17 protein-coding genes and 2 tRNA genes are annotated in these 24,988 nt (G+C 36.2%); 10 read left to right on the top strand and 9 right to left on the bottom strand.

Going from position 1 to position 24,988, the window contains the following annotated elements; genetic code table 11:
* Nucleotides 1–237 precede the first annotated feature (237 nt).
* From ACICP9_RS05730 to ACICP9_RS05715, 4 genes are all read left to right on the top strand, one after another.
* Nucleotides 238–1,932, top strand: coding sequence for a GspE/PulE family protein (locus ACICP9_RS05730; protein ID WP_395497489.1), 1,695 nt, complete (start codon nucleotides 238–240; stop codon nucleotides 1,930–1,932).
* A gap of 84 nt (nucleotides 1,933–2,016) precedes the next feature.
* Entirely contained in the window at nucleotides 2,017–3,144 is a 1,128-nt protein-coding gene (locus ACICP9_RS05725) for a type II secretion system F family protein (RefSeq protein ID WP_395497487.1), read from the top strand.
* Nucleotides 3,145–3,963 carry a prepilin peptidase gene (locus ACICP9_RS05720; RefSeq protein ID WP_395497485.1) on the top strand — a complete coding sequence of 273 codons (819 nt, stop codon included), beginning with the start codon at nucleotides 3,145–3,147 and terminating at the stop codon, nucleotides 3,961–3,963.
* Between the two features lie 144 nt (nucleotides 3,964–4,107).
* On the top strand, nucleotides 4,108–5,100 hold the full coding sequence (locus tag ACICP9_RS05715) for an NAD(P)H-dependent glycerol-3-phosphate dehydrogenase (RefSeq protein ID WP_395497483.1): 993 nt from the start codon (nucleotides 4,108–4,110) through the stop codon (nucleotides 5,098–5,100).
* Nucleotides 5,101–5,105: 5 nt separating this feature from the next.
* Here ACICP9_RS05715 and ACICP9_RS05710 read toward each other — a convergent pair whose 3' ends face one another.
* The gene (locus ACICP9_RS05710; protein WP_395497481.1) at nucleotides 5,106–7,037 is read right to left on the bottom strand and encodes an aconitate hydratase; all 1,932 of its coding nucleotides are present in this window, start codon (nucleotides 7,035–7,037) and stop codon (nucleotides 5,106–5,108) included.
* Between the two features lie 248 nt (nucleotides 7,038–7,285).
* On the opposite strand from ACICP9_RS05710, the gene ACICP9_RS05705 reads away from it, so the two are divergent.
* Nucleotides 7,286–7,804: a disulfide bond formation protein B gene (locus ACICP9_RS05705; RefSeq protein WP_071662729.1), complete on the top strand. Its 519-nt coding sequence runs from the start codon at nucleotides 7,286–7,288 to the stop codon at nucleotides 7,802–7,804.
* A 4-nt stretch (nucleotides 7,805–7,808) separates the two neighbouring features.
* Here the strand turns inward: ACICP9_RS05705 and ACICP9_RS05700 are convergent, their stop codons facing one another.
* The 4 genes from ACICP9_RS05700 to gyrB form a co-directional block, all read right to left on the bottom strand.
* Nucleotides 7,809–9,113, bottom strand: coding sequence for a protein kinase domain-containing protein (locus ACICP9_RS05700; protein WP_395497479.1), 1,305 nt, complete (start codon nucleotides 9,111–9,113; stop codon nucleotides 7,809–7,811).
* A 181-nt stretch (nucleotides 9,114–9,294) separates the two neighbouring features.
* Nucleotides 9,295–9,888, bottom strand: a complete 594-nt coding sequence (locus ACICP9_RS05695) for a YggT family protein (RefSeq protein ID WP_071662727.1) — start codon at nucleotides 9,886–9,888, stop codon at nucleotides 9,295–9,297.
* 6 nt (nucleotides 9,889–9,894) lie between these two features.
* Complete coding sequence (locus ACICP9_RS05690; RefSeq protein WP_395497477.1) at nucleotides 9,895–10,821, bottom strand: LD-carboxypeptidase; 927 nt, start codon at nucleotides 10,819–10,821, stop codon at nucleotides 9,895–9,897.
* A 230-nt stretch (nucleotides 10,822–11,051) separates the two neighbouring features.
* Nucleotides 11,052–13,466, bottom strand: coding sequence for a DNA topoisomerase (ATP-hydrolyzing) subunit B (gene gyrB, locus ACICP9_RS05685; RefSeq protein ID WP_395498940.1), 2,415 nt, complete (start codon nucleotides 13,464–13,466; stop codon nucleotides 11,052–11,054).
* Nucleotides 13,467–13,898: 432 nt separating this feature from the next.
* Between gyrB and alaS the strand changes: the two genes are divergently transcribed.
* The 5 genes from alaS to ACICP9_RS05660 all read left to right on the top strand — a co-directional run bounded on the left by alaS (nucleotide 13,899) and on the right by ACICP9_RS05660 (nucleotide 18,491).
* Entirely contained in the window at nucleotides 13,899–16,514 is a 2,616-nt protein-coding gene (gene alaS / locus ACICP9_RS05680) for an alanine--tRNA ligase (RefSeq protein ID WP_395497475.1), read from the top strand.
* Between the two features lie 30 nt (nucleotides 16,515–16,544).
* Nucleotides 16,545–17,771, top strand: a complete 1,227-nt coding sequence (locus ACICP9_RS05675) for an aspartate kinase (RefSeq protein WP_395497474.1) — start codon at nucleotides 16,545–16,547, stop codon at nucleotides 17,769–17,771.
* A gap of 197 nt (nucleotides 17,772–17,968) precedes the next feature.
* On the top strand, nucleotides 17,969–18,187 hold the full coding sequence (csrA, locus tag ACICP9_RS05670; protein WP_071662724.1) for a carbon storage regulator CsrA: 219 nt from the start codon (nucleotides 17,969–17,971) through the stop codon (nucleotides 18,185–18,187).
* A 52-nt stretch (nucleotides 18,188–18,239) separates the two neighbouring features.
* Nucleotides 18,240–18,329: transfer RNA gene (locus tag ACICP9_RS05665), tRNA-Ser, on the top strand.
* 85 nt (nucleotides 18,330–18,414) lie between these two features.
* Nucleotides 18,415–18,491: transfer RNA gene (locus ACICP9_RS05660), tRNA-Arg, on the top strand.
* A 395-nt stretch (nucleotides 18,492–18,886) separates the two neighbouring features.
* Here ACICP9_RS05660 and ACICP9_RS05655 read toward each other — a convergent pair.
* The 4 genes from ACICP9_RS05655 to galE form a co-directional block, all read right to left on the bottom strand.
* Nucleotides 18,887–20,230, bottom strand: a complete 1,344-nt coding sequence (locus tag ACICP9_RS05655) for an FAD-dependent oxidoreductase (RefSeq protein WP_395497473.1) — start codon at nucleotides 20,228–20,230, stop codon at nucleotides 18,887–18,889.
* 558 nt (nucleotides 20,231–20,788) lie between these two features.
* A complete protein-coding gene (locus tag ACICP9_RS05650; RefSeq protein ID WP_395497471.1) occupies nucleotides 20,789–21,673 on the bottom strand; it encodes an ankyrin repeat domain-containing protein in 885 nt (294 codons plus the stop codon).
* Nucleotides 21,674–21,911: 238 nt separating this feature from the next.
* Entirely contained in the window at nucleotides 21,912–23,795 is a 1,884-nt protein-coding gene (locus ACICP9_RS05645; RefSeq protein ID WP_395497469.1) for a glycosyltransferase, read from the bottom strand.
* 112 nt (nucleotides 23,796–23,907) lie between these two features.
* Nucleotides 23,908–24,957, bottom strand: a complete 1,050-nt coding sequence (gene galE, locus ACICP9_RS05640; protein WP_395497467.1) for a UDP-glucose 4-epimerase GalE — start codon at nucleotides 24,955–24,957, stop codon at nucleotides 23,908–23,910.
* Nucleotides 24,958–24,988: the final 31 nt, after the last annotated feature.

The following is a 24,988-nucleotide window of genomic DNA, read 5'->3' as shown; positions in this document are numbered from 1 at the left end:
AAATTTTGCATTTAATTAATTCCTAAGCATTAGCTATAAGAAAATAAGTAAGTTCCTAAAAATAGAAATTATTATTTTTTTTAAATATTTCTATTGTTAACCTCTAGAACTTCTACCAGCAAGGTATTCATTAACTTAGTAGTATCCATATAAACATTAAAAAAATAATGTGTCAATACATTTAACCTTTAATTTGCGTTATACTAAATAAAGGTTGGATTGCATGTAGATAATAAAATGGAAAAGTTTGTCATCAATAATTTTTTAAAACATTTAATACTCGATTGTGGTTTAAAAAAAGAATTTATTGAAGAAATGATTGCTTATGCCAAGCAGCAGCAAGTTTCTTTTATAACTTATTTAATTCAAACAAAAAAGATAGATTCTTCCTGTTTAGCTCAGCTTTTAGCAAAAGAATTTTTTCTAGAATATATTGACTTAGATACTATCGATGTATTGCAAATACCCAGTTGTTTAATTGATAAAAATTTACAACAAAAATATCAAATATTACCTTTATGGCAAGATAAAAAAAAATTGGGTTTAGTTTTGGTTGATCCTACACAGCAATTAGTTTTTGATACTATTCGATTTACTACCGGCTTAATGTTGGAATATAAGATTGCAGATGAAAAAAAATTAGTAGCGCTATTAAAAAAAGTCATTTCTTTAAAAAAACAAACCATTAGTAGTGTTATAGGTGTAAATCGTGATAAAGAAGCGCAATTAAAGGAGATTAATAATCTTGACTCATCGTTTAATAATTCTAGCAGTGATGATTTAACAATTATAAATTATGTCTATAAATTTTTGATCGATGCGATTACACGCAATGCTTCCGATATTCATATAGAACCTTATCAAGAACAATTAGAAATACGTTTTCGTATCGATGGTTTATTATATTCAATAGTTGTTTTACCTAAACATTTAATACCACGAGTTATTACCCGTTTAAAAATAATGTCTCAGTTAGATATTGCTGAGCGAAGAATTCCACAAGATGGTCGTTTTCAAGTAAAAGATAGGTATGGTCGAAATGTAGATTGCCGATTAAGTACCTGCCCCACTATTCACGGAGAAAAATTAGTTATTAGAATTTTGGATAGTAATAAAATGTTGCTAGAAATAGATAAATTAGGAATGAATAGAAAACAAATAGGTGAGTTTATAACAGCCCTAAAAAGTCCTCATGGTATGATTTTAGTGACTGGACCTACTGGCAGCGGGAAAACTATTACGCTTTACACAGCATTAAGTTTTTTAAAAAAACCAACAGTTAATATCTCTACTGTTGAAAATCCTATAGAAATTATTTTGCCGGGAATCAACCAGGTTAACATAAATCCAGCCATAGGTTTAAATTTTGCTTGTGTGCTAAGAGCATTTTTACGTCAAGATCCGGATATTATCATGGTTGGCGAAATGCGTGATCAGGAAACAGCTGAAATAGGGATAAAGGCTGCACAAACAGGTCATCTCGTTTTATCAACTTTACATACTAACAGCGCGATTGAGAGTTTGATCCGTTTAGAGAATATGAATATACCTACTTACAACATTGTTGCTTCTGTCAATTTAATTATTGCACAGCGATTAGTAAGGCGCTTATGTACACAATGCAAAATTGAAGAGCAATTACCGGAAAAATTTTTGTTTAAGTTGAATTTAATACCAGATCCTAATATTAAAATTTTCACTGCAAGAGGATGTTCGCAATGCACAGACGGATATAAAGGTCGTACAGGTATTTTTGAAATTTTAACGCTTACGGGAGAAATGAAAAAAATAATTTTAGAAAAAAATAACGTATTAGAAATAAAAGAATTTGCACAAAAACAAGGAATGCAAACTTTGTATTTATCAGCTTTAGAAAAGCTTAAACAAGGTGAGATAAGTTTGTTAGAAATGAAACGAATAATAAAAGATTAAAAATACATTATGTTAAGTATTGTTAAAATATATATTTGGAAAGGGATTACTAACAAAAGAAAACCATGCAAAGGTAAAGAATTTTTGCGAAGTAAAGCTCAATTACGTTTAGAATTGCAAGAGCAAGGTATTTTTATCAGCTATATTCATACGCGTTGGACTATTCGATTTATTAGATCTGTCAAGATGCAGGAGATTTTTGTTTTTACTCATCAGATAGCACGCTTATTAAAAGCGGGAATTCCATTGTTTCAAATTTTGCAATTACTAGAAACCACAACCAGCAATACGGCACTACATGAATATTTACAAAAATTAATCGCTGACTTAGAAAACGGTTTTTCTTTAAGTGAAGCGTTGAAAGGAAATAAATTTTATTTTAGTGAATTCCATTGTAGCTTAATTGCATTAGGAGAAAAAACTGCTACTTTAGGATTAATGTTTGATCGCATCGCCGATTATCAAGAAAAAAGCATGAAACAAAAAGCAAAAATAATTAATGCCTTAGTCTATCCTCTTGTAGTTTTAATAGTGGCGATTTTTATTTTTATTGCTTTATTGGTCGGCATAGTTCCTCAGTTTGAACAATTTTTTTCAGACGTAGGGGCGCAATTACCATTAATAACGCGCATTGTTGTATATTTATCAAAACATATAGGATTTATTAGTATCTATTGCGGATTATCGTTATTGATATCAGGTAGTTTTTTCTTTTTTTTAAAGAAAAAATACTCGATTGTCGATAATAAAATAGATAGCTATTATTTAAAAATTCCTATTGTTAATAAAATTCTCTCAGAAATTATAATAGCTCGAATTACACGTGCATTATCTACTGCGCTTGCAGCGGGTTTGCCATTAATCGATGCTCTGCAACTTATTGCTGAAATATCGGGTAATTTTGTTTATAAAACGGCTATTTTAATGAGCTGTGAACATATACGTGAGGGTGAATGTTTTTATCAAGCCTTTTCACAACAAAAATTGTTTCCATTAGATCTGTTGCAACTTATTAAAATTGGAGAAATGGCTAATTGTCTAAGTGAAATATTAAATAATACGGCCGATCTATATGAAGAAAAAATAAATTTTTTCTCAGAAAACTTATCCGTATTATTGGAACCAGTATTAATTATTATTTTAGGTTTAATGGTCGCTTGTTTAGTTATAGCTATGTATTTGCCTATCTTCAAATTAGGAAGTGTTATTTAAATGGAATATTTTTTAATAGGTATTTTTGTTTTTTTTAGTGTTTTGTTAGGTAGTTTCTTTACCGTATTGATATATCGTTTGCCATTGATTTTAAAAAAACAATGGGAGAAAGACTCGCAAGCGTTCTTAAATCAAGAAAATTTGACTCATTTAAATGAAGAAGATTTTAATATATTTTTACCTTTTTCGCATTGCCCGAGTTGTCGTGAATGTTTAAGTGTGTTGCAAAAAATTCCCATACTAAGTTATTTCTTTCTAAAAAGAAGATGTGCCTACTGTCAGGTAAGAATTTCTTTTTGCTATCCGCTTATCGAGATTTTAACTTTAGTGGCCTCATTTATAGTCATTGAACGATTTGGAATAAGCTTACAAACCTTTGCGGCGTTAATTTTAACCTGGGGGTTATTAATTTTAGCGTTTATTGATTTTGAACATAAGATATTACCAGACATTATAACGTTTCCTTTATTGTGGTGTGGGTTACTTTCAAGCATAAAGCAGCTTTTTGTTTCCCCAGAAGTTGCTATTTTAGGTGCTTGTTTTGCTTATCTTTTTCTTTACCTACTCGCTAAATGCTATCAATGGCTGATTAAAATTGAGCCTATGGGGGAAGGGGATTTTAAATGTTTTGCCTTATTAGGTGCTTGGTTAGGCATAAAAGCTTTACCTTATATTCTGTTTATAGCGGCTGTTGCAGCGTCATTGGTCGGCGTTGTGCTATATCTATGCAATAAAGATAGCTTGCGAAAAGGAATAGCTTTTGGCCCTTATTTAGCTTTATCGGGTTGGCTAGTTCTATTATACCAACCCTATCTATAAAGGGGAGCATTTTGCCAGTTTGCTTGATAATATTTAATACTATTTAAACTAAATACTTGCTTTTTATCTTTCTTATTTCATCGTATTATGAAGCTATGTAGAGTAAGAATTAATATTTAAAACTTGGGAATAAATGAAAAACATATGTCTATAAAATCATCGGGTCTTTTTCCATCCATTGCTATTATTGGTGCAGGTGCTTGGGGAAGTGCTCTAGCTATACACTTAGCTCGTAAAGGTCAAGCAGTTCGTTTATGGGCTTATGAAAAACAACAAGTTGCGGAAATAAATACTAAAAAAACTAACGAGCGTTATTTGCCGGATATTATTTTTCCTTCTAATATTACTTGTTCGGATGATTACCAAACGGTTCTGTCCGAAACGCAAGATATTTTAATTGTTGTGCCAAGTGTCGCTTTTCATACAACTTTAAAGAAAATGCAGCCTTATTTGCAGACTAATCAGCGCTTGTTATGGGCAAGTAAAGGTTTAGATTCTGAAAAACATCAATTATTAAATGAAGTGGTTACAGAGGTACTGGGAGATATAGAAATGGCAGTGCTATCAGGCCCTAGCTTTGCGAAGGAAGTTGCTATGGGCTTGCCTACGGCTGTCTGCATTGCGTCGGAAAATTATGATTTTGCAAAGGACTTATTACTAAGATTTCAGACTAAAAATTTTCGTGTGGAAATGACACAAGATATTATGGGTGTAGAACTTGGTGGTGCAATGAAAAATATACTGGCTATTGCTGTCGGCATAACAGAGGGCTTAGGGTTTGGCGCTAATGCAAAAGCGGCGGTGATTACTTCCGGATTATCAGAAATGATTGAACTAGGTTTAACATTAGGTGCAAAGCAGGATACTTTCTTAGGGTTGTCGGGGCTTGGAGATCTGGTATTAACCTGCACGGATAATCAATCTCGCAATCGTCGTTTAGGTTTAGCTTTGGGACAAGGACAAAGCTTGGAGGAAATTAAAAAATTAATTGGCACTACGGAAGGTTATGATACCGCAAAAAATATTTTCTTTTTAATAAAAAAATATGGTGTTAAAGCGCCGTTTTGTGAAGGGGTGTATCATATTTTGTATGAAAAAAAATCACCGAAAACACTTTTTAAAGATTATTTCCAGTAAAACGTTTATTGTTTTATCCAATTAATGAGACCGCCGGCTAATAATACTTTTAATTCTCGTGAAGTTAAAGGGTGAGTAACTGTGTAATTTTTATTTTTAGTTTTATTATGAACGATCAGTTTCTCAGATTTCTGAATAGTTTCACGGATATCTTTAATTAATAAAACATCACCTTGGTCAATTGTGTCATAATCAACAGGGTTGCTGAAAATCAGAGGTAAGATTCCAAAGTTAACTAGATTTTGTCTATGAATGCGCGCAAACTGTTTCACTAGCACTGCTTGCACACCCAAATAACGGGGTGCAATAGCAGCATGTTCCCGACTGGAACCTTGTCCATAGTTTTCACCGCCAACAATAATTGATCCGGTCTTCTGATATTCTAAAGCTCTTTTTGGATAAGAGGGATCAATTTGATCAAAAACAAACTGACTAATTCCAGGGATATTGCTCCGAAAAGGAAGTACTTTAGCACCCGCCGGTAGAATTGTGTCGGTAGAAATATCATCACCCACTTTAATTAAAACCGGCCCTTCAATGTTATCGGCTAAAGGAGGAAGGATAGGCAACGGTTGGATATTAGGACCTTTAGTCAATTTTACTTCGTTAGGATTTTTAGAAGGCGGCACTAACATCATTGTATTAATAATAATTTTTTGCGGCTCTTTAAAACGGGGATAAGCTTTATTTTTTAAAGAACGAGGATCGGTGATAACTCCGGTTAAAGCTGACACTGCGGCAATTTCTGGACTACAGAGATAGACTTGGTCTTCTTTGGTTCCCGATCGACCCGGAAAATTTCTTGGTACGGTACGTAAACTTATTTTTCCAGAAGCAGGTGCCTGACCCATTCCGATACATCCATTACATCCTGCTTGATGAATACGGCCGCCAGCTCGAATTAATTTTTCTAAAATGCCTAGTTCAACCATATTTTCTAAAATTTGGCGCGAAGTTGGGTTTATATCAAACGAAACACCCGGTGCTATTTGTCTTCCAGCGACAATTTCTGCTGCAACAGCAAAATCTCTTAGTCCAGGATTGGCGGATGAACCGATCATTGTTTGGTAGATAGGACGTCCGACAACTTCTTGGATAGGAACTACTTTTCCTGGGCTAGAAGGTAATGCAATTAAAGGCTCAAGCTGGGAAAGATCGATTTCATCCTGTTCATCATAACTTGCATTTTTGTCGGCAATAATTTCTTGCCAATCCGATTCACGTTGTTGTAATTTCAGGAATTCCCGTGTCATTGCATCCGATGGAAATACACTAGTCGTTGCACCGAGTTCGGCGCCCATGTTGGCAATGACATGACGATCCATCGCAGATAAATGTTTCAGTCCAGGACCATAATATTCAATAATTTTCCCTATTCCACCATCTACATCATGGCGACGTAATAATTCGAGAATGATATCTTTAGCGCTGATCCAGTCCGGTAGTGAATTGGTTAATTTTACGCCCCAAACTTTCGGCATGGCGACGTGAAAGGGTTGTCCTGCAATAGCCATGGCAACTTCTAATCCACCTGCCCCAATGGCTAGCATGCCCAAAGATCCTGCCGCACAGGTATGGCTATCTGAGCCCAGTAAGGTTTTTCCTGGTTTTCCAAAACGTTCCATATGCACAGGATGGCTAACACCATTACCTGGGCCGCTGTAATAAAGACCAAATTTTTTACAAGCGCTAAGTAAAAATAAATGATCATCTGCATTTTTAAAGTCTGTTTGTAATAGGTTATGATCAATGTATTGTACTGAAATTTCTGCTTTAGTCTGATTTAATCCCATTGCTTCACATTCGAGCATCACCATCGTTCCTGTGGCATCTTGGCACAATGTTTGGTCTATTTTTAAGGCAATTTCTGTACCCGGTTGCATTTCACCTTCGACTTTATGTAAGTTAATTAATTTTTGCGTTACATTTTGTGCCATACTAGAATTCCTAATTAATGGGCCGAGTTTGATTTGGGATAGCATTCCTATCGCTCTAACAAGTTTTAAACTAAGGGAAACGATTTAACGAGTTTTTAACTGACAGGCGCATAAATAATTTCCTATAGGAAAACAAATTATAATACGATAGAAATAATAAAAGCCTCATGATGTTGAACTTTGTACAGTTTGCTAGATGAGGTATAGTAGTTTACAGCAAGCCTCAACCTAACGGTAGGGATTAGAATATGCATTTACCCGTTACTCGCTGGATCGATTTATTGACATTTTTTCTTTGCGCCTTAGTATTAGCGATTGCGGCCTATTTGCAATATAAAGTTGGGATTATTCCTTGTCCACTCTGTATTATTCAACGATTTTTAATTACGCTGTTAGGCCTTTTATTTCTAATGGGTGGATTGTTTAATTTTGAACCCGTAACGCGTTGCTTTCTACATACCTTAACTTTTTTATTTGCAGTAGCGGGTGCCGTGGTAGCAAGCCGGCAACTCTGGTTAGAACATTTTCCTTCGGACCAGTTAATCAGTTGCCAAGCGACAATTGCGCAATATAGTACCTCTATTTATTTTCACAAGATTATTGCATTGTTTTTTCAAGGGACCAGCAATTGTGGTAGCGGAACTTGGCGTTTTTTAAACTTAAGCATGCCAGGATGGACATTAATAATTTTTATTGTACTGGCGGCTATTTCATTACGTCAGGTATATATAAACCGACGCAAACATAAACAGCATTTTTTATCTTAGAATATTATCTAGGCATGTTCATATTTAAATCTGAAATAGATACATAACCGTTTGTTAGTTTGGAACAAGCAGTATTAACGTTACTACTATTTCGATTTAATAACTGCGAAATAAAAATTTCTGGCTCTCCATCAATAATAAAATCGAGTTTATCCAATATATTTTTTAATTCGTTAGAATTCGGCCTAACCTCAATAGGGGCTTGCATTAACAATGCCAAATTATTTAATATCAATTTTTTATTATTTGGATCATTGGAATGTAATTTAAGGTTTATATTTTCTTTTAACAAACTAACAATGCCTTTCTCTGAACTAAAGTTTTTCACAGAGGTAAAAATTTTAGCTACAAGTCTTTTCCATTGTTGAGAGTAAGTTTTTGCCCATTCTTGATATCTCAAAATTTTATCTAATTCAGAAAGTTTTTCTAAAGAAGGAGCCATTAATTCATTAGATAATAGGTACATCAAGCTTGCGCCGAGAGACCATATATCTGATTTATCACTATTTAGGATAACTTGTTGACAAAAGTTTTCATTCGTCCAAAGTTCGGGAGCTGAGAATAAAAATGTGGCATATTGTGGGGCTGAGGTATTTTTAAAATAAGCGCAACCAAAATCGGCTAATTCGATACTTCTAATTTTAAGAAAAATATTATCGGGCTTAATATCGTTATGGACAATACCTTGGTGAATATTGCCTTCTTCATCCTTAAAATCTGAGTTATGTAATGCATCCAGAGCTATGGTAAGTTGATGAAATACCTGAAAAATATAGCTAAAAGCTGAACTATCTTCTAATTGGAGCTTTTGTTGAATATATCCAATGTTAGTTTGAAGATCACCAAGGGCTCTGTAACATGTATAAAGAGTATTTGTTATTTGGCTTGATTCTTGATGAATAGGTAATGCAAATAAATGATAGGGAAAATTTGAAGAAGTTGTGGTTTTAATAGCATTAGTGATCTTAATTTCACGATTGACACTGGAACCTCCTTGTTTTTCAACCAACGTACGAGTTTCATTTTTTAGAGAGAGCGATAAGGTAACTGTTTTAACAATTCCATTTTGACCATTCTTTATTGGCTTTTTACTATTATAAGTTATTAGATTTTTAATGTTATCTAAACTTGATGTGGCTAGAAAAGCTTTTACTTTAGGTGTAGTGCAAGTTGATATGGTATCAGGAAGAGAAGGTGCTTCTGAGAAGTTAATAGAGGTAGATGAGTTGTTTCTGGGCGTAAGCTTTAAGTTAGGAGGGCGTTTTTTATTAAAAAAATTCGGTAAAGGAAGCGGTGTGTGGTTAGGCATAATCATCTCGTATTTAATATTCGATTGATTTATCCTTTTGACTCAGTCAATTTCTTCGCCAATTGTATCGATTAAAGATTAAAGAACTATTAAACCCACTGATAAAAACGATGAGTAATTTTTGCCAGAAATGAACTAATTTGAAGTTGTATGGGCAGGAAAAAAAGAAAGCAATTAAATTTTAATTGCTTAAATGACCTAAAGCCAAACTTGCACCAATTTGTGTCAGTGGTTGTACTAAGAGAATAGTTAATAATTTTAAGCCGATAATTAAAATTAGCGGTGAAAAATCTAATCCTGAAATACTGGGTAAGATGCCACGAACGGGCCTAATTAGAGGCTCACTGACACGTACCAAAATTTCAATGAGTGGACCATGTGCTAAAGGACTAACCCAGCTTAGAATAGTTAACGCAATAATGGCATAAAAGAAAATATTAATTAATTGATGCAGGAGTTCGGCAAACCCAAGTACAACTAATCCAATTAAATGAGGCGTGGCATTAACTTGTAGCCAGACCAGAAGTGCAATTTTAATCATTTCTAAGCCTAGTAATAATAAGATGGCTGCTAAATCGATACCATGTAGGCTTGGAATGACGCGACAAATAGGGCGTAGCGGAGGATTAGTTAATTTCGCTATTAATACAAACAAAGGGTTGTGACTATCCGTGTTAACCCATTGCAGAACAATGCGCAGCAGTAAAATAAAAATATAGAGATCAAAAATGGATTGGAGCAGGAACATGCCTGCAGTACTGAAGGAATTAAGCATAAAAAGTTAACCTGTTATTTTAATCGTGAGCTGATTTTTATTAAAGTCTAATAATGCAGGGGTTCCAAAAGGTAAACTACGATTTTTTTTCCCATGGCCAATATTGGGGCAGCATAATACGGGAAGATTTTGTTCCTTGGCGAAGCGTTCTAGCACTGCTTGAATTTTTTTTTCCTCTTCTAATTTTGTGGGAAAAGTAAAATCACCCAATAAGATAGCTTTTACATGACTTAATATTCCTGATTGTTGTAAGTGCTGTAGCATTCTGTCGATACGATAAGCAACTTCATTGACATCTTCTAAAAATAAAATTTTATCTTTAGTTTCAATTTGCCAATCGGTGGCGAGGCTTGTTTGCACCAAGCTAAGACTACCGCCCGTTATCGGAGCGGAGATAAAATCTAAGGAATTAATAGGCTTATGGTATGGGTGTAATAAATAGTCCAATTGTTGTATTTGGCCAAAAATAATTTCTTTTAACTCATTACTATTTTCTTCTTCAATTAAGTGGTGGGCCACTTGATTCAGTGAAGGGCCATGCAGCGTTTGCCAATGCCATTTTTGTTGTAGAAATAGATGTAAGGCTGTGATATCACTAAAACCAATAAACAATTTACATTTTTCAGGAGCAATTAATTCTAATAAATAGGGGATCAAGCGCGTACAACCATAGCCTCCGCGTAGACACCAAATAGCTTGGGAATCAGTGGTAAATAGAGCGTCTTTTAGTTGTTGAAACCGTTTTTCATCACTATTTGCACAAAGCAGATCAGGGCCCAATAAATCAGGAAAAATTCTTGGAATTAATTGCCAACTTTGCAATAAATTTTTTAACTTTTCTATAATTGATGTGTCTGCAATACCGCCGGCGGGGGCAATAATATCAACGATAGAATTTTTCTTTAAAGTTTGCCAAGGTTTAAAGTTATCCATTTTTTTTCTGAACTCAAAGTGCATAATGATCCACTTGGTTAGGCGATGAAACTATACTCGTCGCATTTGTTTGTTTGTGTTGCCACTCAATTCACATCTTCATTACTAATACACTCGGGTTACTTTTTTTCGCCTTGCAAAAAAAGCGAATTGCTATAAGTATAACTATCTTTTAGTTTTTGAACTTATGCTATTTCTAGCTTGACTTTATATTTTTAACAGGATTTATTTTAAATATCTAAGTTATCAACTTCTAGCGCATTCTGTTGAATAAAATCACGACGAGGTTCTACTTGGTCACCCATTAAGGTAGTAAAAATTTGATCCGTTGCGATAGCATCTTCTACTGTGACACGTAATAAACGTCGGGTATTCGGATCCATGGTTGTTTCCCATAATTGATCAGGATTCATTTCTCCTAAGCCTTTATAGCGTTGTATCGCTTGTCCTCGACGTGCCTCAGTTAATAACCATTCATAGACTTCTTTGAAATTTTTCACGGATTGTTTTTTGTTATCTCGTTGGACATAAGCGCCTAGTCCAATTAAGCCATTTAACTGCTTAGTCATATCGAATAAACACTGATATTCGAGTGTCTTAAAAAACTCGTAAGAGATTTTATAAGTTGTTTCTAAACCATGTGTACTGATCGTTATTTCCGGTAAAAATACATGTCGTTCCGTATTTTCATAAATAGTGACTTGATAGCGAATAGCTTCATTATTGGTAGTTTGTTGCAATTGAGTTTGCCAGTTTTTCGTCCATTCCAACATTTTTGAGGAATTAGTTAATTCGTCAGAAGATAAAGGAGGGAGATCAAGAATGGCTTGCAAAGCATCGATTGGATAGCGTCGTGATAAGTGTTGGATCATCATTTGTGTTTTACGGTAATCCATCACTAGTTTTTCCAAACCGATACCTTGAATAGAAAAGCCTTCGGTATGGGGATAGAGGGCTGCATCATGGAGTGCGGTTTGTGTAAGATAAGCCTGTAATGCGGCATCATCTTTTAAGTATTGCTCTTGCTTACCTTTTTTAATTTTATACAAAGGAGGTTGGGCAATATAAATAGTGCCACGTTGCAGCAATTCTGGCATTTGACGGTAGAAAAATGTCAATAATAAGGTACGAATATGCGAACCATCGACGTCTGCATCGGTCATGATGATAATTCGATGGTAACGTAATTTATCTGGATTGTATTCTTCTTTACCTATGCCACAGCCGAGTGCAGTGATTAGTGTTCCTACCGCTTCCGAAGATAACATCTTATCAAAGCGGGCTTTTTCTACATTAAGGATTTTACCTGTAAGAGGTAAAATCGCTTGATAGCGGCGATTGCGACCTTGTTTAGCAGAACCGCCCGCTGAGTCTCCTTCCACAATAAATAATTCACAAAGAGCAGGATCTGTTTCTTGGCAATCCGCTAATTTTCCAGGTAAATCAGCAATATCTAATGCAGTTTTTCGTCGGGTCATTTCACGTGCTTTACGTGCTGCTTCACGTGCTCGCGCGGCATCGATGATCTTCATCATGATGGCACGCGCATCTTGTGGTGTTTCTAATAAAAACTCCTCAAGCTTTTCCGAGGTTAAGGCTTCAACAATTCCCTTAACTTCTGAAGAAACCAATTTATCTTTGGTTTGTGATGAGAATTTAGGGTCAGGGACTTTGACCGATAAAACAGCGGTTAACCCTTCACGTGTGTCATCTCCCGTGGTAGTAATTTTTAGCTTTTTGCTAGTTGCTTCGCGATCGATGTAAGTGTTTAGTGTTCGAGTTAAAGCCGCACGAAAACCAGCCAGATGGGTTCCTCCATCACGCTGAGAAATATTATTAGTAAAACATAAGATATTTTCTTGAAAGCTATCATTCCATTGTAAGGCGACTTCAACAGTTATTTCATCGCGTTCAGCAGTAAAATAAAAAGGCTGCTTGTGAATCAAAGTTTTGTTTTGATTGAGGTACTCGACAAATGCCTTGATTCCTCCTACATATTTAAGTTGAGTTTCTTCGTTGCTCCTTTCATCGATAAGATTAATCGCTACACCGGAATTTAAAAAGGATAACTCACGCAGACGCTTTAACAGGATATCGTAATGGAATTCATTGTTATGTTGAAAAATGAGCTTGCTGGGGTAAAAGCGAATTTCAGTTCCTCTTTCTTGCGTTTCTCCAGTGGCTTGTAATGGTGCAGCGGGCTCTCCTAGCAAATAGGTTTGCTCATAGACCTTATTATTACGTCGGATAGTGAGCTGCAATTTTTCTGACAAGGCGTTAACCACGGAAACACCCACACCATGCAAGCCCCCAGAGACTTTATACGAATTACTGTCAAATTTTCCGCCAGCATGTAAGACGGTCATGATGACTTCGGCAGCTGAACGACCTTCTTCACTATGGATATCAACTGGAATACCCCGGCCATTATCTTTAACGGTGACTGAATCATCACTATGCAGGATGATATCAATCTGAGAACAATAACCCGCTAATGATTCGTCTATAGAATTGTCCACAACCTCGAAAACCATATGGTGCAGACCTGTCCCATCATCCGTATCACCGATATACATACCAGGACGTTTCCGGACAGCGTCCAGACCTTTTAAGACTTTTATGTTTGAAGAGTCATACTTCGGCATACCTAGTCTACCTTGTTGGCTACCATTGTCGTCCTTAAGGTCAATTTCTGGCTCAAGAGAGCTTTCCGTGTGAGGGACAATAGGCGCACACTCCGTTACGGATAGGGTTTTTCCCGCCAAAATCTCATTTTTAATCGACATACGTGATAAGGGTTAAAACTGAAAATTATACCATAAATTGACCTCTAAATTCGAATATTAATAAGAAAATACAAAGGCTTAAAGCAGCTAAAATGGTTTGCTGTCTTAGAGATTTGAACGTTAATAGGAATAAGAGATAAGGTTTTTAAACTGGATGAAATTAAACATAAAGCTAATCACAGAGGGATTGAATGACAAATTGCTGCTAAATTGGCTAAGTGCTTCTTAACTTATTGACACAAAAATCACTTGCCGTGATACTCTTCGCTTTTGCATTGAAGAGCCTCCGATATGAATAGCAATGCCCTACGCGAACTATTTCTTAACTATTTTAAAAGTCAGGGTCATACTATTGTTCCCTCCGCTTCCTTAATTCCAGCACATGATCCTAGTTTATTATTTACTAACGCGGGGATGGTGCCCTTTAAGGATGTTTTCTTGGGTCTAGAAAAGAGACCTTATTCTCGAGCAGCGAGTATACAGCGATGTATGCGTGCTGGCGGTAAACATAATGACCTTGAAAATGTAGGTTATACCGCTAGGCATCATACTTTTTTTGAGATGCTGGGAAATTTCAGTTTCGGTGATTATTTTAAGCGCGAGGCTATCCGCTATAGCTGGAAGTTTTTGACTGAGAAGTTAAATCTTCCTCCAGAAAAGCTATGGGTTACCGTATTTACCGAAGATGAAGAAGCTGCAGCGATTTGGTTAAATGAGATTCAAGTCGACCCTCAACGCTTTTCTCGTTGTGATAAACAAGATAATTTTTGGTCTATGGGTGATACGGGTCCTTGTGGTCCATGTTCTGAAATCTTTTATGACCATGGACCTAGCATACCTGGAGGCCCACCTGGTACATCCGCTGTAGATGGGGATAGATATGTTGAAATCTGGAATTTAGTCTTTATGCAATTTCAGCGCTCCTTAGATGGAGAGTTGACGTTTTTACCAAAACCTTCGGTAGATACAGGTATGGGTTTAGAACGGCTCGCGGCTGTTATGCAGGGAGTCACTAATAATTATGATACCGATCTGTTTCAACCTTTAATTAAAGCCGCTGCTAAAGAAGCATCAATAACTGATTTAACGAATACTTCTTTACGCGTTATTGCTGATCATATTCGTGCTTGTGCGTTCTTAATCAGCGATGAAGTTCATCCTGGTAATGAAGGACGTTCTTATGTATTGCGTCGAATCATTCGCCGTGCTATTCGACATGGTCATAAAATAGGTTTAGATCGGCCTTTTTTCTATCGACTGGTAAAGCCTTTAGCTATGCAAATGCGGCAAGCTTATCCGCAATTAGCAAAAAAACAAAAATCCATTGAGAAGATTTTGCACGATGAAGAACAGCAATTTGCTCGAACATTAAACCAAGGCCTTAAACTGTTTGAACAAGAATTAACCAAATTGAAAGGTGAAAAACAATTTCCAGGATCGGCACTTTTTCGTTTGTATGACACTTATGGATTCCCCGTGGATTTAACAGCCGATATGGCCCGGGAACGTGGCTTAACCCTAGATATAGTAGGTTTTAATAAGGAAATGGATCGTCAAAAAAATCAATCTAAGTCAGCAAGTCTTTTTGTTAGTGCACCGAGTTTACAATTGGCTGAAAAAAAACCTACTGAATTTGTGGGCTATAAGTCTTTAAAACAAGCGGCTGTGCCTATTTTGGATTTATTTGATGGTAAGCAATCTATAGAAGAATTATCTGTAGATGAAGAAGGTTTTGTTATCTTATCTAAAACCCCCTTTTATGCGGAGGGTGGAGGTCAAGTAGGCGATACAGGATATTTAGTGAATGCAACGAGTCGTTTTTTAGTGACTGAAACGTTTAAAGAAGGAGCATTAATTCTTCATAAAGGTAAGTTGACTAAAGGCCATTTAAAAAAGGGTGATAAATTGAAGGCAGAAGTCGATGCTGAAAAACGTCGTGCTGTTACCTTAAATCATTCTGCCACTCATCTATTGCATGCCGCGTTACGGGAAGTTTTAGGAGCGCAGGTGATGCAGAAAGGTTCTTTAGTAGAAGCTGAGCGTTTACGCTTTGATTTTTCACATATCAGCCCATTAAATGTAGAACAACTGAAGTTGGTTGAAGATCGCGTTAACCAACAAATTCGATCTAATTTACCTATTGTTACCGAAATGATGTCGATTGAAGAGGCAAAAAATGCAGGTGCGTTAGCGATGTTTGGGGAGAAATACGGAGATAAGGTACGCGTATTGACAATGGGTTCTTTTTCCAAGGAGTTGTGTGGAGGTACGCATGTTTCGCGTACCGGTGATATTGGCCTATTTAAAATAACTGTAGAAATAGGCATTTCGGCAGGAATACGTCGCATTCAAGCCGTGACTGGACAGTATGCATTAGATTGGATTACCGCCTTAGAGGATCGAATCAATCAACTTGCCAAGCTTTTTAAAACCTCTAAAGATAATTTACTAGAAAAAGCGCGTATGGATATGGGAGCTAAACAAGCCTTGCAAAAACAGATTGCCGCTTTACAACAATCTATTGTTGCGATGATGGGAGAAGAGCTCATTTCTCAAGCGATTGAACTACAAGGAATTAAATTATTAATCAGTGAAATTAATGGGATTGATGGGGCAGGATTACGTCATTTACTCGACCAACTGAAAAATAAGTTAAAACCAGCAGTGATTGTTTTGGCGAGTATCGAACAGCAACGGGTCCAATTAGTAGTAGGAGTGACCAAAGAGCTAACTGAAAAAATAAGAGCAGATGAACTGGCCAATAGTATAGCGCTAGCGATTGGAGGAAGTGGCGGCGGACGGTCGGATTTTGCTCAAGCAGGAGGAGGGAAGCCAGAAGCCTTAGATGCGGCCTTAAAAAATGTAAAACATTGGGTTGAGACCCGCTTAAATGGCAACTATGCTTAGAATTGAATAATTAATTAATAGATCATTACAATGGCTTTAATTGTACAAAAATTTGGCGGCAGCTCAGTTGGAAGTATCGATAAAATTCAACAAGTTGCAAATAAAATTATTGAAACCCGTGCGTATGGGCATCAATTGGTGGTCGTTGTTTCAGCGATGGAAGGTGAAACCAATCGTTTGATTTCCTTAGCTAAAATACTGAATGAAGAACCTGATTCTAGAGAGTATGATTTGTTGTTAGCCACCGGAGAGCAAGCAGCTACTGCTTTATTAGCAATGGCTTTGTTGGCACAAGGGTGTCCAGCGCGATCATATAATAGTTTTCATGTTCCCATTTATACGGACAGTCACCATAAAAAAGCGCGTATTTTAAGTATTAAAGAAGAAGTGTTACGTAATGATATCGATACGGGTAGAGTCCCTATAGTGGCTGGGTTTCAAGGAATCTCAGACTCAGGCGGCGATATGACTACTTTAGGACGCGGAGGATCCGATACCACCGCAGCGGCTTTGGCCGCCGTCTTAAAAGCCGACGAATGCCAAATTTATACCGATGTCGATGGTATATACACTGCCGATCCTCACCTTGTTCCTCAGGCTAAGCGCTTAGATCAAATTGGCTTCATCGAAATGACAGAATTTGCTCGTGCCGGAGCGAAAGTTGTACAACATCGAGCGGTTGAGCTGGCGAATAAATATCGCATTCCATTACGTGTGTTATCAAGTTCTCAAAAAGGTTCAGGGACTTTAATCCAAGCCGACAAAGAAGAATCGGCAGTAGAAGGGGCAAAGATTACCGGAGTGACTGCTAGCCATCACGAAGCAAAATTGACTATACATGGTTTAACCGCTGAAAAAGAAGCTATGTCGCAATTTTTTTCTCTGCTCAATGAGGCGCGTATTGAAATTGATATGTTAACCCAACAACAAATCTCTCCAAGACAAATGGATATAACATTTACGCTAGCAAGAGCAGATTATCATCAAGCCGAACAAATCCTCCAAACCTTAATAAAGAAGGAATATGCGGTATCCATAGTTGGTGATAATAAACTGGCAAAGCTTTCTGTGATAGGAACCGGTCTGCATTCTCACCCCGGTATCATTCATGCCTTGTTTCAAGCGCTGGAATCAGCAGGTATTAACGTTATTTTAACGTTATCTTCGGCATTAAGAGTCTCTCTGATGGTCAGCGATGCTCAAATAGTGCGAGGCGTTCAGATTTTGCATCATGTTTTTGGCTTAGGCGAAGAATAATTAGCTTTGCTAGCTTATTTTTTATGGAATTTTACGTACTTTTTATAGTATTAAGCTTTCCTTAAGGTTTTGTTAGTAGACTAATTCCGCAAAATGTCTGTATGTGAGTTTTTATATCTTTTTTTGTTAATAGATAGAAATTGATTAAGGTGTTGCATATGGTCGATTAATGAGTCAACTAAAGGAGAATCATAAAGATGCTTATTTTGACACGGCGTATTGCAGAAACACTTATTATTGGTGACGATGTTACAGTGACTGTACTGGGCATTAAAGGACATCAAGTAAGGTTAGGTATTAACGCACCTAAAGAAGTTTCTGTTCATCGAGAAGAAATTTATCAGCGAATTCAACAAGAAAAACAAAAACAGGAAGGACGCTCTGACGATGAAGAGTCAGAAGACAGTGAAGATTAATCAACTATTTTATAAAGCTTAAGGTAGTGCTATACTCGCCAACCTCAGCGTCGGAGAGGTGGCCGAGAGGCTGAAGGCGCTCCCCTGCTAAGGGAGTATGGCGTAAAAACCATCGAGGGTTCGAATCCCTCTCTCTCCGCCATGTCCTTTTTAAAATGATAAACATTTTTATGAAGGCTAGCTGGATGAAACATAAACTGTTAGAATGCCGGGCTCTTTCGAATCATGCGCCCGTAGCTCAGCTGGATAGAGTACCAGGCTACGAACTTGGTGGTCGGGAGTTCGAATCTCTCCGGGCGCACCAAAAAAATCAAACACTTACATCAATTTTCAATAAACTGCAAAAGTTCTTGCGCTGCTTTTCGCCATGTAGACTTAATTATCCAACTCTTCTAAGTAATGTAAAACAGGCCACAAACCTTATTTGCAGCTTGAATTAAATTAATTAATTCTACTTGCGAATAATGGGTTGTAATACGTCCATTTTGTTAATGTGCCAGATGTTCCCGCGTTTAACGACTTTGAGTAATTATTTATTGGTATTTTCGATTCCTATAAAAAAATCCTATCTTGCCTCTTTATACGAATATCTTGCATCTTTCAAAGAAAAATGAGCACGCTAAGCCTGGAAAATTTATTAATTCATTATGCCACTAGGAGAATTTTTTTGTGTTACCTACAAACAGAGGTCAGTACAACCTAAAGCATGAGTATTTGTTTAGCGGCCTTAATTCCAGATAAGTAAGCGCCATGCACTGTCCCAGGATCAGTTACCGATGTTGCTTCGCCCGAAAAAAATAATTTATTGTCTACAGGTCTCGCTAAAACTTCAAAAATAGTTGGATCTACCCCAAAAGGTAAATACGTAAAAGAACCGCGTTGATGACTATTTTTAATCCAACGAGTAATAAAATAAGAAATTGGAGTTAATCTTTTATAGTTATAAAGTTTTTTTAAAAGAGTGATAAGATGACTAATAATTTTTTCATTAGACCAGGTTTCTACTGTGCGTGCTAAATCTCCAGCACCAAATACACTTAAAATGGGTAATCCAGTAAATTTATAATAATTCATTATTTCAAATGATTTATTGATATTTTCATCATCGGGCATATAGGCAATCCATTCTTTATCTTTATCCCAAAACACGTTATTAAAAACTAAATAAACTTTATTGAACGCATTAAAACCCAGTTTAAAAATGGAAGATTTTTTCCAGTCAGGTAATTGAGGAATAAATTCAATTTGATTAGATTTAAGAACACCCAGTGACACTGAAATAATAACTTGCTTACTAAGAAATTCTCCTTGGTTGGTAACAATAGAAATCTTTTTTTTATGACAAACAATTTTTGTTACTTTTCTAGATAATAAAATTTTGGTTTTTTTTAACAGAGGGGTTAATATTTGAGAGTAACCTAAAGGAAATAGAACATTTTCACCCTTTACTAACGAGTTATTGTAAGGTTGTTCAACATTAACCGATATTTTGCTTATTTCATCCCCATATTCATAAGCGTAAATAGAGCGAAGCGTAAACTTTAAATCGAAGTATTCTTTTTTTGAAAGAGAATGATAGTTACAAAAAAAATTTAATGCAGCTTCCACACTTTTATTTTTATCGTGAATTATCGTCATTTTATCAAGAAAGTTTTCAAAACGTTTATTCAGCTGAAAGAGTTCCAGGGTTTGAGAAGCATTGAGTATTTTTCCTTGTGAATTAAATAATGTTTGAGAATTAAATTTATTCGTTAAACATTGAGATGAATAAACAGTCGGGCTTGTTTTTAGATTTAGTTCGTTTGCAATTTTTGCAATAGGATTATTTTTAATGCCATGGATCCATGAAGCGCCTAAATCAAGGGCATAATCATAATACGGTAAAGATAAAATTCTGCCCCCTGTTCGGTTAGTCGCTTCTAGAAGTAACACGTTTTTTCCATGAGCGATAAGATAATCAGCTGCCGCTAAACCAGAGATACCAGCACCAACAATAATAACATCATAAATAGAATGGTCATTAATCCTAAAAGTGCGTGACATAACAACGTCCATAATTATATAGTTTTTTTGAATCCTAAATTAACTTAACAAAAATTTTACGGCTTGTAAAATTGAAAACTTAGTATAACCTGCCTTTTAAAAATAACGGTTGCTAAAAACTTTTTAGTATGAAGGGTACTATCATGCCCATAGAGAACAATGTGCCGGTTAACGAATAATTGCGAAACTAAATCGAAAGTATTACACCAAGCGTGTAAAAGAGGTAACATTACGTTAACAAGGTTGTTGATAGAAGAGGGAGCCCCAACCTTAATGCAAAAGATTCTAATGGGAAGACCCTTTTGGGCGTTGCCTGTAAAAACGATAAAAAGTATTACTGGCTGTTCTATAGAGGAGCTTTTCCCTTCTAAATTTATCACTAATTTATCTTTTTGTCCGTTAACTAATAAAATTCCGTGCGCGACTGAACATGTTACAGATAGACATTATTACAGTTGTAAGGGTCGTCCGGTTTATAATAATGTCATTTTTAGTAGGCGTTAAATTCTTTTTAATCGATATAGACATTCTAAATTTTTACAAGCTCAGCGTCAGTTATTATTTAGTTAGGACAGTTATAGATGAGGGTTCAACTGATGCAGTTTTTAGTTTGGAAGAATTCTGAGAAGTTAAATAATTTGTAACTGGGCTATTAAAAAAAGGCAAAGCTTTAGCTGATGCATTAAGTAATGTATTTTTTTTAAGTCTAACTTTATCTAAAACAGTTGCGAGCATTACTTTACTTATGCCCTCATTTGAAAAGTGCCAAACTAGTTTCTCTTTTATTACTTGTTCATCCCAATAATTGGATATCTCTGAATGCGGTTGTATGCAGCTAGGTTTTTTTTCTTCTAGATTTTTCACCAGCACAGCATCAATAACTAGCTTAGCTGATTCAATATTGCATTCTCTAGATAAATCACGCCATAATTCTTCATTATCGTCAGGTGCAAAAATCTTAGCCCCATTCTTTTTTAGCAAATCTGCTATCTCAGTTCTGCCGTGAAATACTGCTAAAAGTAAGGGTAATACTTTAAAATTGTTAGGTTTATTAAGATCAGCCTTATTCTCACTCAGTAAATCCGCTATCTCAGTATAGCCTTTTTTACAAACTAAATGCAGTGGGGTCGCTCCATTACGGTCAGTTGCATTAACGTCAGCACCATGCTCTATAAGTATTTTCGCTATTTCAATCTGTCCTTTTCTACAAGCTTGATGTAATGGTGTGTATCCATATCCACAGTAATCAACGACATTAATGTTAGCATTATTTTTTATTAGTAATTTTACTATTTCAACATGTCCCTTAGCAGAGGCGAAATTCAGTGGTGGATGGTAGTTGCAATCTTCAATAACCGCATCAACATCAGCTCCCTCTTCAATTAGGAAATTAACAAGATCAAAATCCCCATTTTTAATAGCAGTATAAAGTTTTAATGGCATATTAATACACCTTATTTGTAGTAAAAAATAGTTTAGATTAAAAAATTAATAAAATATTAAATAAAAACTACCCGATAGTCTATCTTGCCTTTGTTGATAAAAGAAATTATACATTGCCTACATTAGAATTTTTCTGACACTCTTCAGCCCCTTCTTTTGAGTAAGCTTGATAGATTGGAAAGTTTTGTGCTTATCAGCTTATTTTAATGTTTAAATTAATAAAGTTTTCTGTAGGCTATTAAATTTGCAAAGAATCCAATTGTGGGGAGTATAATTCACCTTTTGCGCAGTTGAAGTCATATAAAATAGATTCCAATCTCTGTACAGCAGAGCAGGAATCGTCTGCTGAAAATAACGTAATACATTTCTCATCAAGGCAAATATTAAAGTTAAGTGCTACATCGCGACAAACGGTTTTTGAAGAAGCTAAAATGTGATTCGCTTGTTGCAGTGCCTGTGCTCCTGCATAAGTTATTTGAGCGGCATACTTTGGATAGTCTAAGATTCTTTCTTGCCATGCTGCGGTATCTTGCAAGCAAAGATACAGAACAACAGGATACTGATGGGATGCTATTACTGCCGCAAGACTAAGGTTCCAATTACTTCCGATTACATAATCAATTTGGCGACGTTCATTGATGCGATCTAATTCAGCTAATACTCGTCCCGCTGTATGACGAAATGCATCAGGTAGACCAGAAGGCATACCTTTAGGGAAGGTCGCTGCCATAGAAGTATCATTTGGTAATCGGTGAATCCAGAGACTCGTTTCAAAATTTACTGTATGTCGATTTGTTCCAGTTTGTGTAAGCACTGTAACTTCATGCCCAGCAGCAGCTAAGTCTTGTGCAAGTTGATAAATAGATAGTTCAACATTATCATCCGCATTGGGTGGGTATTCTTCTAAAATAAATGCAAGCCGTAAACATTGTGGGGCAGCGAGCAAACGAGGAAAGTCTTGCCACTGCGCCTGTTGAGTTAGATCATTTTTCATCAATTGACGACATGGAAAAGCCAATGCGTCAGTAATCCCTTGTCGAGAAAACTGATTAAGCGCTGTCAATAACCGCTTGAAATGAGCACGTTCAATCCTTTTGGTAATTAATTTATAACATAGGTCTTGCCGGAACTCTTCTTTGCGTTCTTCAATCTCCTCCAGACAACGCCTGAAATACGTAGCAGGAGATGCATTTTTGATACAAAAATAAGTTATACTGCTCATAATTTGTGAAAAGGAAAGAATATTGTCCTGATTTGATCTAATGTGGCTTGATGCAAGATAATGGTGCACTTCAGCTGTAGGAACCGTTCGAACTTCATAACCTGCATCTAGTAGACGAAGAACAACATCCGCTTCCTCAGTAAGATAAGCATATTTTTCGTCAAACCCGCCTATTTCTACCAACGCCGAACGGCGAAAAGAAGAATTTACTCCTACAACTCCAGGAAATTTTTCAGCATAGGGGTTATAGGGTTGGGTTTGCAGGCTATTTGAAACACTACTCTCATACGATGCATTTCTGCCAAATACTGTGTAATGGGTTTGAAAGCCTACGCCAGTACGGTCTCGTGTCCAACCTCCCACTGCAGCCACTTTGCTGTCCTGGTAAGCTGAGACTAACTCATTTATCCAGTCTGCTTCCGGCACAGCATCATCATCAATATAACAAACAATATCACCCGAAGCCTTCATAATCCCAATATTGCGTGACTTCGCTAAATTAGCTTCGTTACAGGTATAAATCTTTATCTTATTTGCCCAAACTGTTTGCAAATAATCGCGTGTACCATCGGTACTAGGCCCATCAACTACAATCACTTCGAGATGAGGATAACGCAAATAATTTAATGAATTTAAAGTGTTAGGTAATGTATGTAGACGATTATAGGTGTTGATTATGAGAGAAACTTTGACAGTGGAATTAGAAGTAAGGCTAGAATGCTGTAATATTGATGTGCTTTCTGATAAAGCTTCGCTGTTAACAACTTCGGTTTGTTCTTTTAAATGCTTATCGTTGACAACAAACTGTTGTAATTGATCTTGCAAATAGTTAAGTGATGTCTCATGGCGATGAAGTGCTTTCTCCAAGCCTCGAATAGCATGCCCATAATTATCCAGCATAGCCTCCTGTGACCTAGTAGTCTTTCTGCTATATAAGCGAAAAACAAACAAAATTAGCCAGCGAATATAAGTCATTTGGACAAATTTAGTTATAAACCTAACCAGTTGTTTTTTAATAAATTTCTTCATGTTTTTTTATCTCATCAAAATGTAATAAAGAATAGCCATTGGGATTAGTTTTCTGGAAACGCCAACTATCATTGCATATTTGAGTCATGTTACGCTTCGCCTGCCAGCACAGAATTTGTTGAGCAAAACTTGAATCCGCCCAACATTCCGCAATATCACCTGGTCGTCTGTCTAAAATACAGTAAGCTATTGTACATTGACTTGCTTTTGTAAAAGCGTGTAATACCCCGAGTACAGACACGCCTTTTCCTGTGCTAAGATTTACTGTCACCAACCCCTGTTTACAGTTAATATAGTTCAATGCAGCGATATGTCCTTCGGCTAGATCCATGACGTGAATATAATCACGTATTGCAGTACCATCTGTCGTTGGGTAATCGCCACCAAAAATGGTAAGCTCTTTACGTCGACCTATAGCGACTTGTGTTAAATAGGGCATAAGATTATATGGAAATATTTTAGGGTCTTCACCTATAAGTCCGCTTTCATGTGCACCTACAGGGTTGAAGTAACGTAAACAGGCAATATGCCAATCGGATTCTGCTTTATGTAAATCAGCTAATATATTTTCAATCATCAACTTGGATCGAGCATAAGGATTTTTAGGAGAGAGAGAGAAATCTTCCCGAATAGGTACATTTACAGGTTGACCATAAACAGCCGCTGATGAAGAAAAAACAAGTTTTTTCACATTAGCTTTACGCATAGCACTAATTAGCTTAAGTGTACCTTCTACATTAATATTATAATATTTCAAAGGATTTTTTATTGATTCACTGACCGCTTTCAAGCCTGCAAGATGTATGACTGCTGAAATGTTATTTTCAAAAAAAATATCATCAAGCAAGTTTGAATCAAGAATGTCACCTTCTATGAATTTTAATCGAAATTTGCAAATACATTCCAAGCGATCAACAACTTCAGAATAGCTATTGCTTAAATTATCAAGGATAACAATATCATACCCTGCATTTATAAGTGCTACACAAACGTGCGAACCAATAAATCCAGTTCCACCAGTAACTAAAATCATTTGCTGCCTAGATAAGTTATTTCTATTTTAA

The organism is Rickettsiella endosymbiont of Litargus connexus, from assembly GCF_964277335.1.
Taxonomy (GTDB): domain Bacteria; phylum Pseudomonadota; class Gammaproteobacteria; order Diplorickettsiales; family Diplorickettsiaceae; genus Aquirickettsiella; species Aquirickettsiella isopodorum.
The sequence above is the reverse complement of the archived record's forward strand: the minus strand, read 5'-3'. Positions and strand labels throughout refer to the sequence as shown.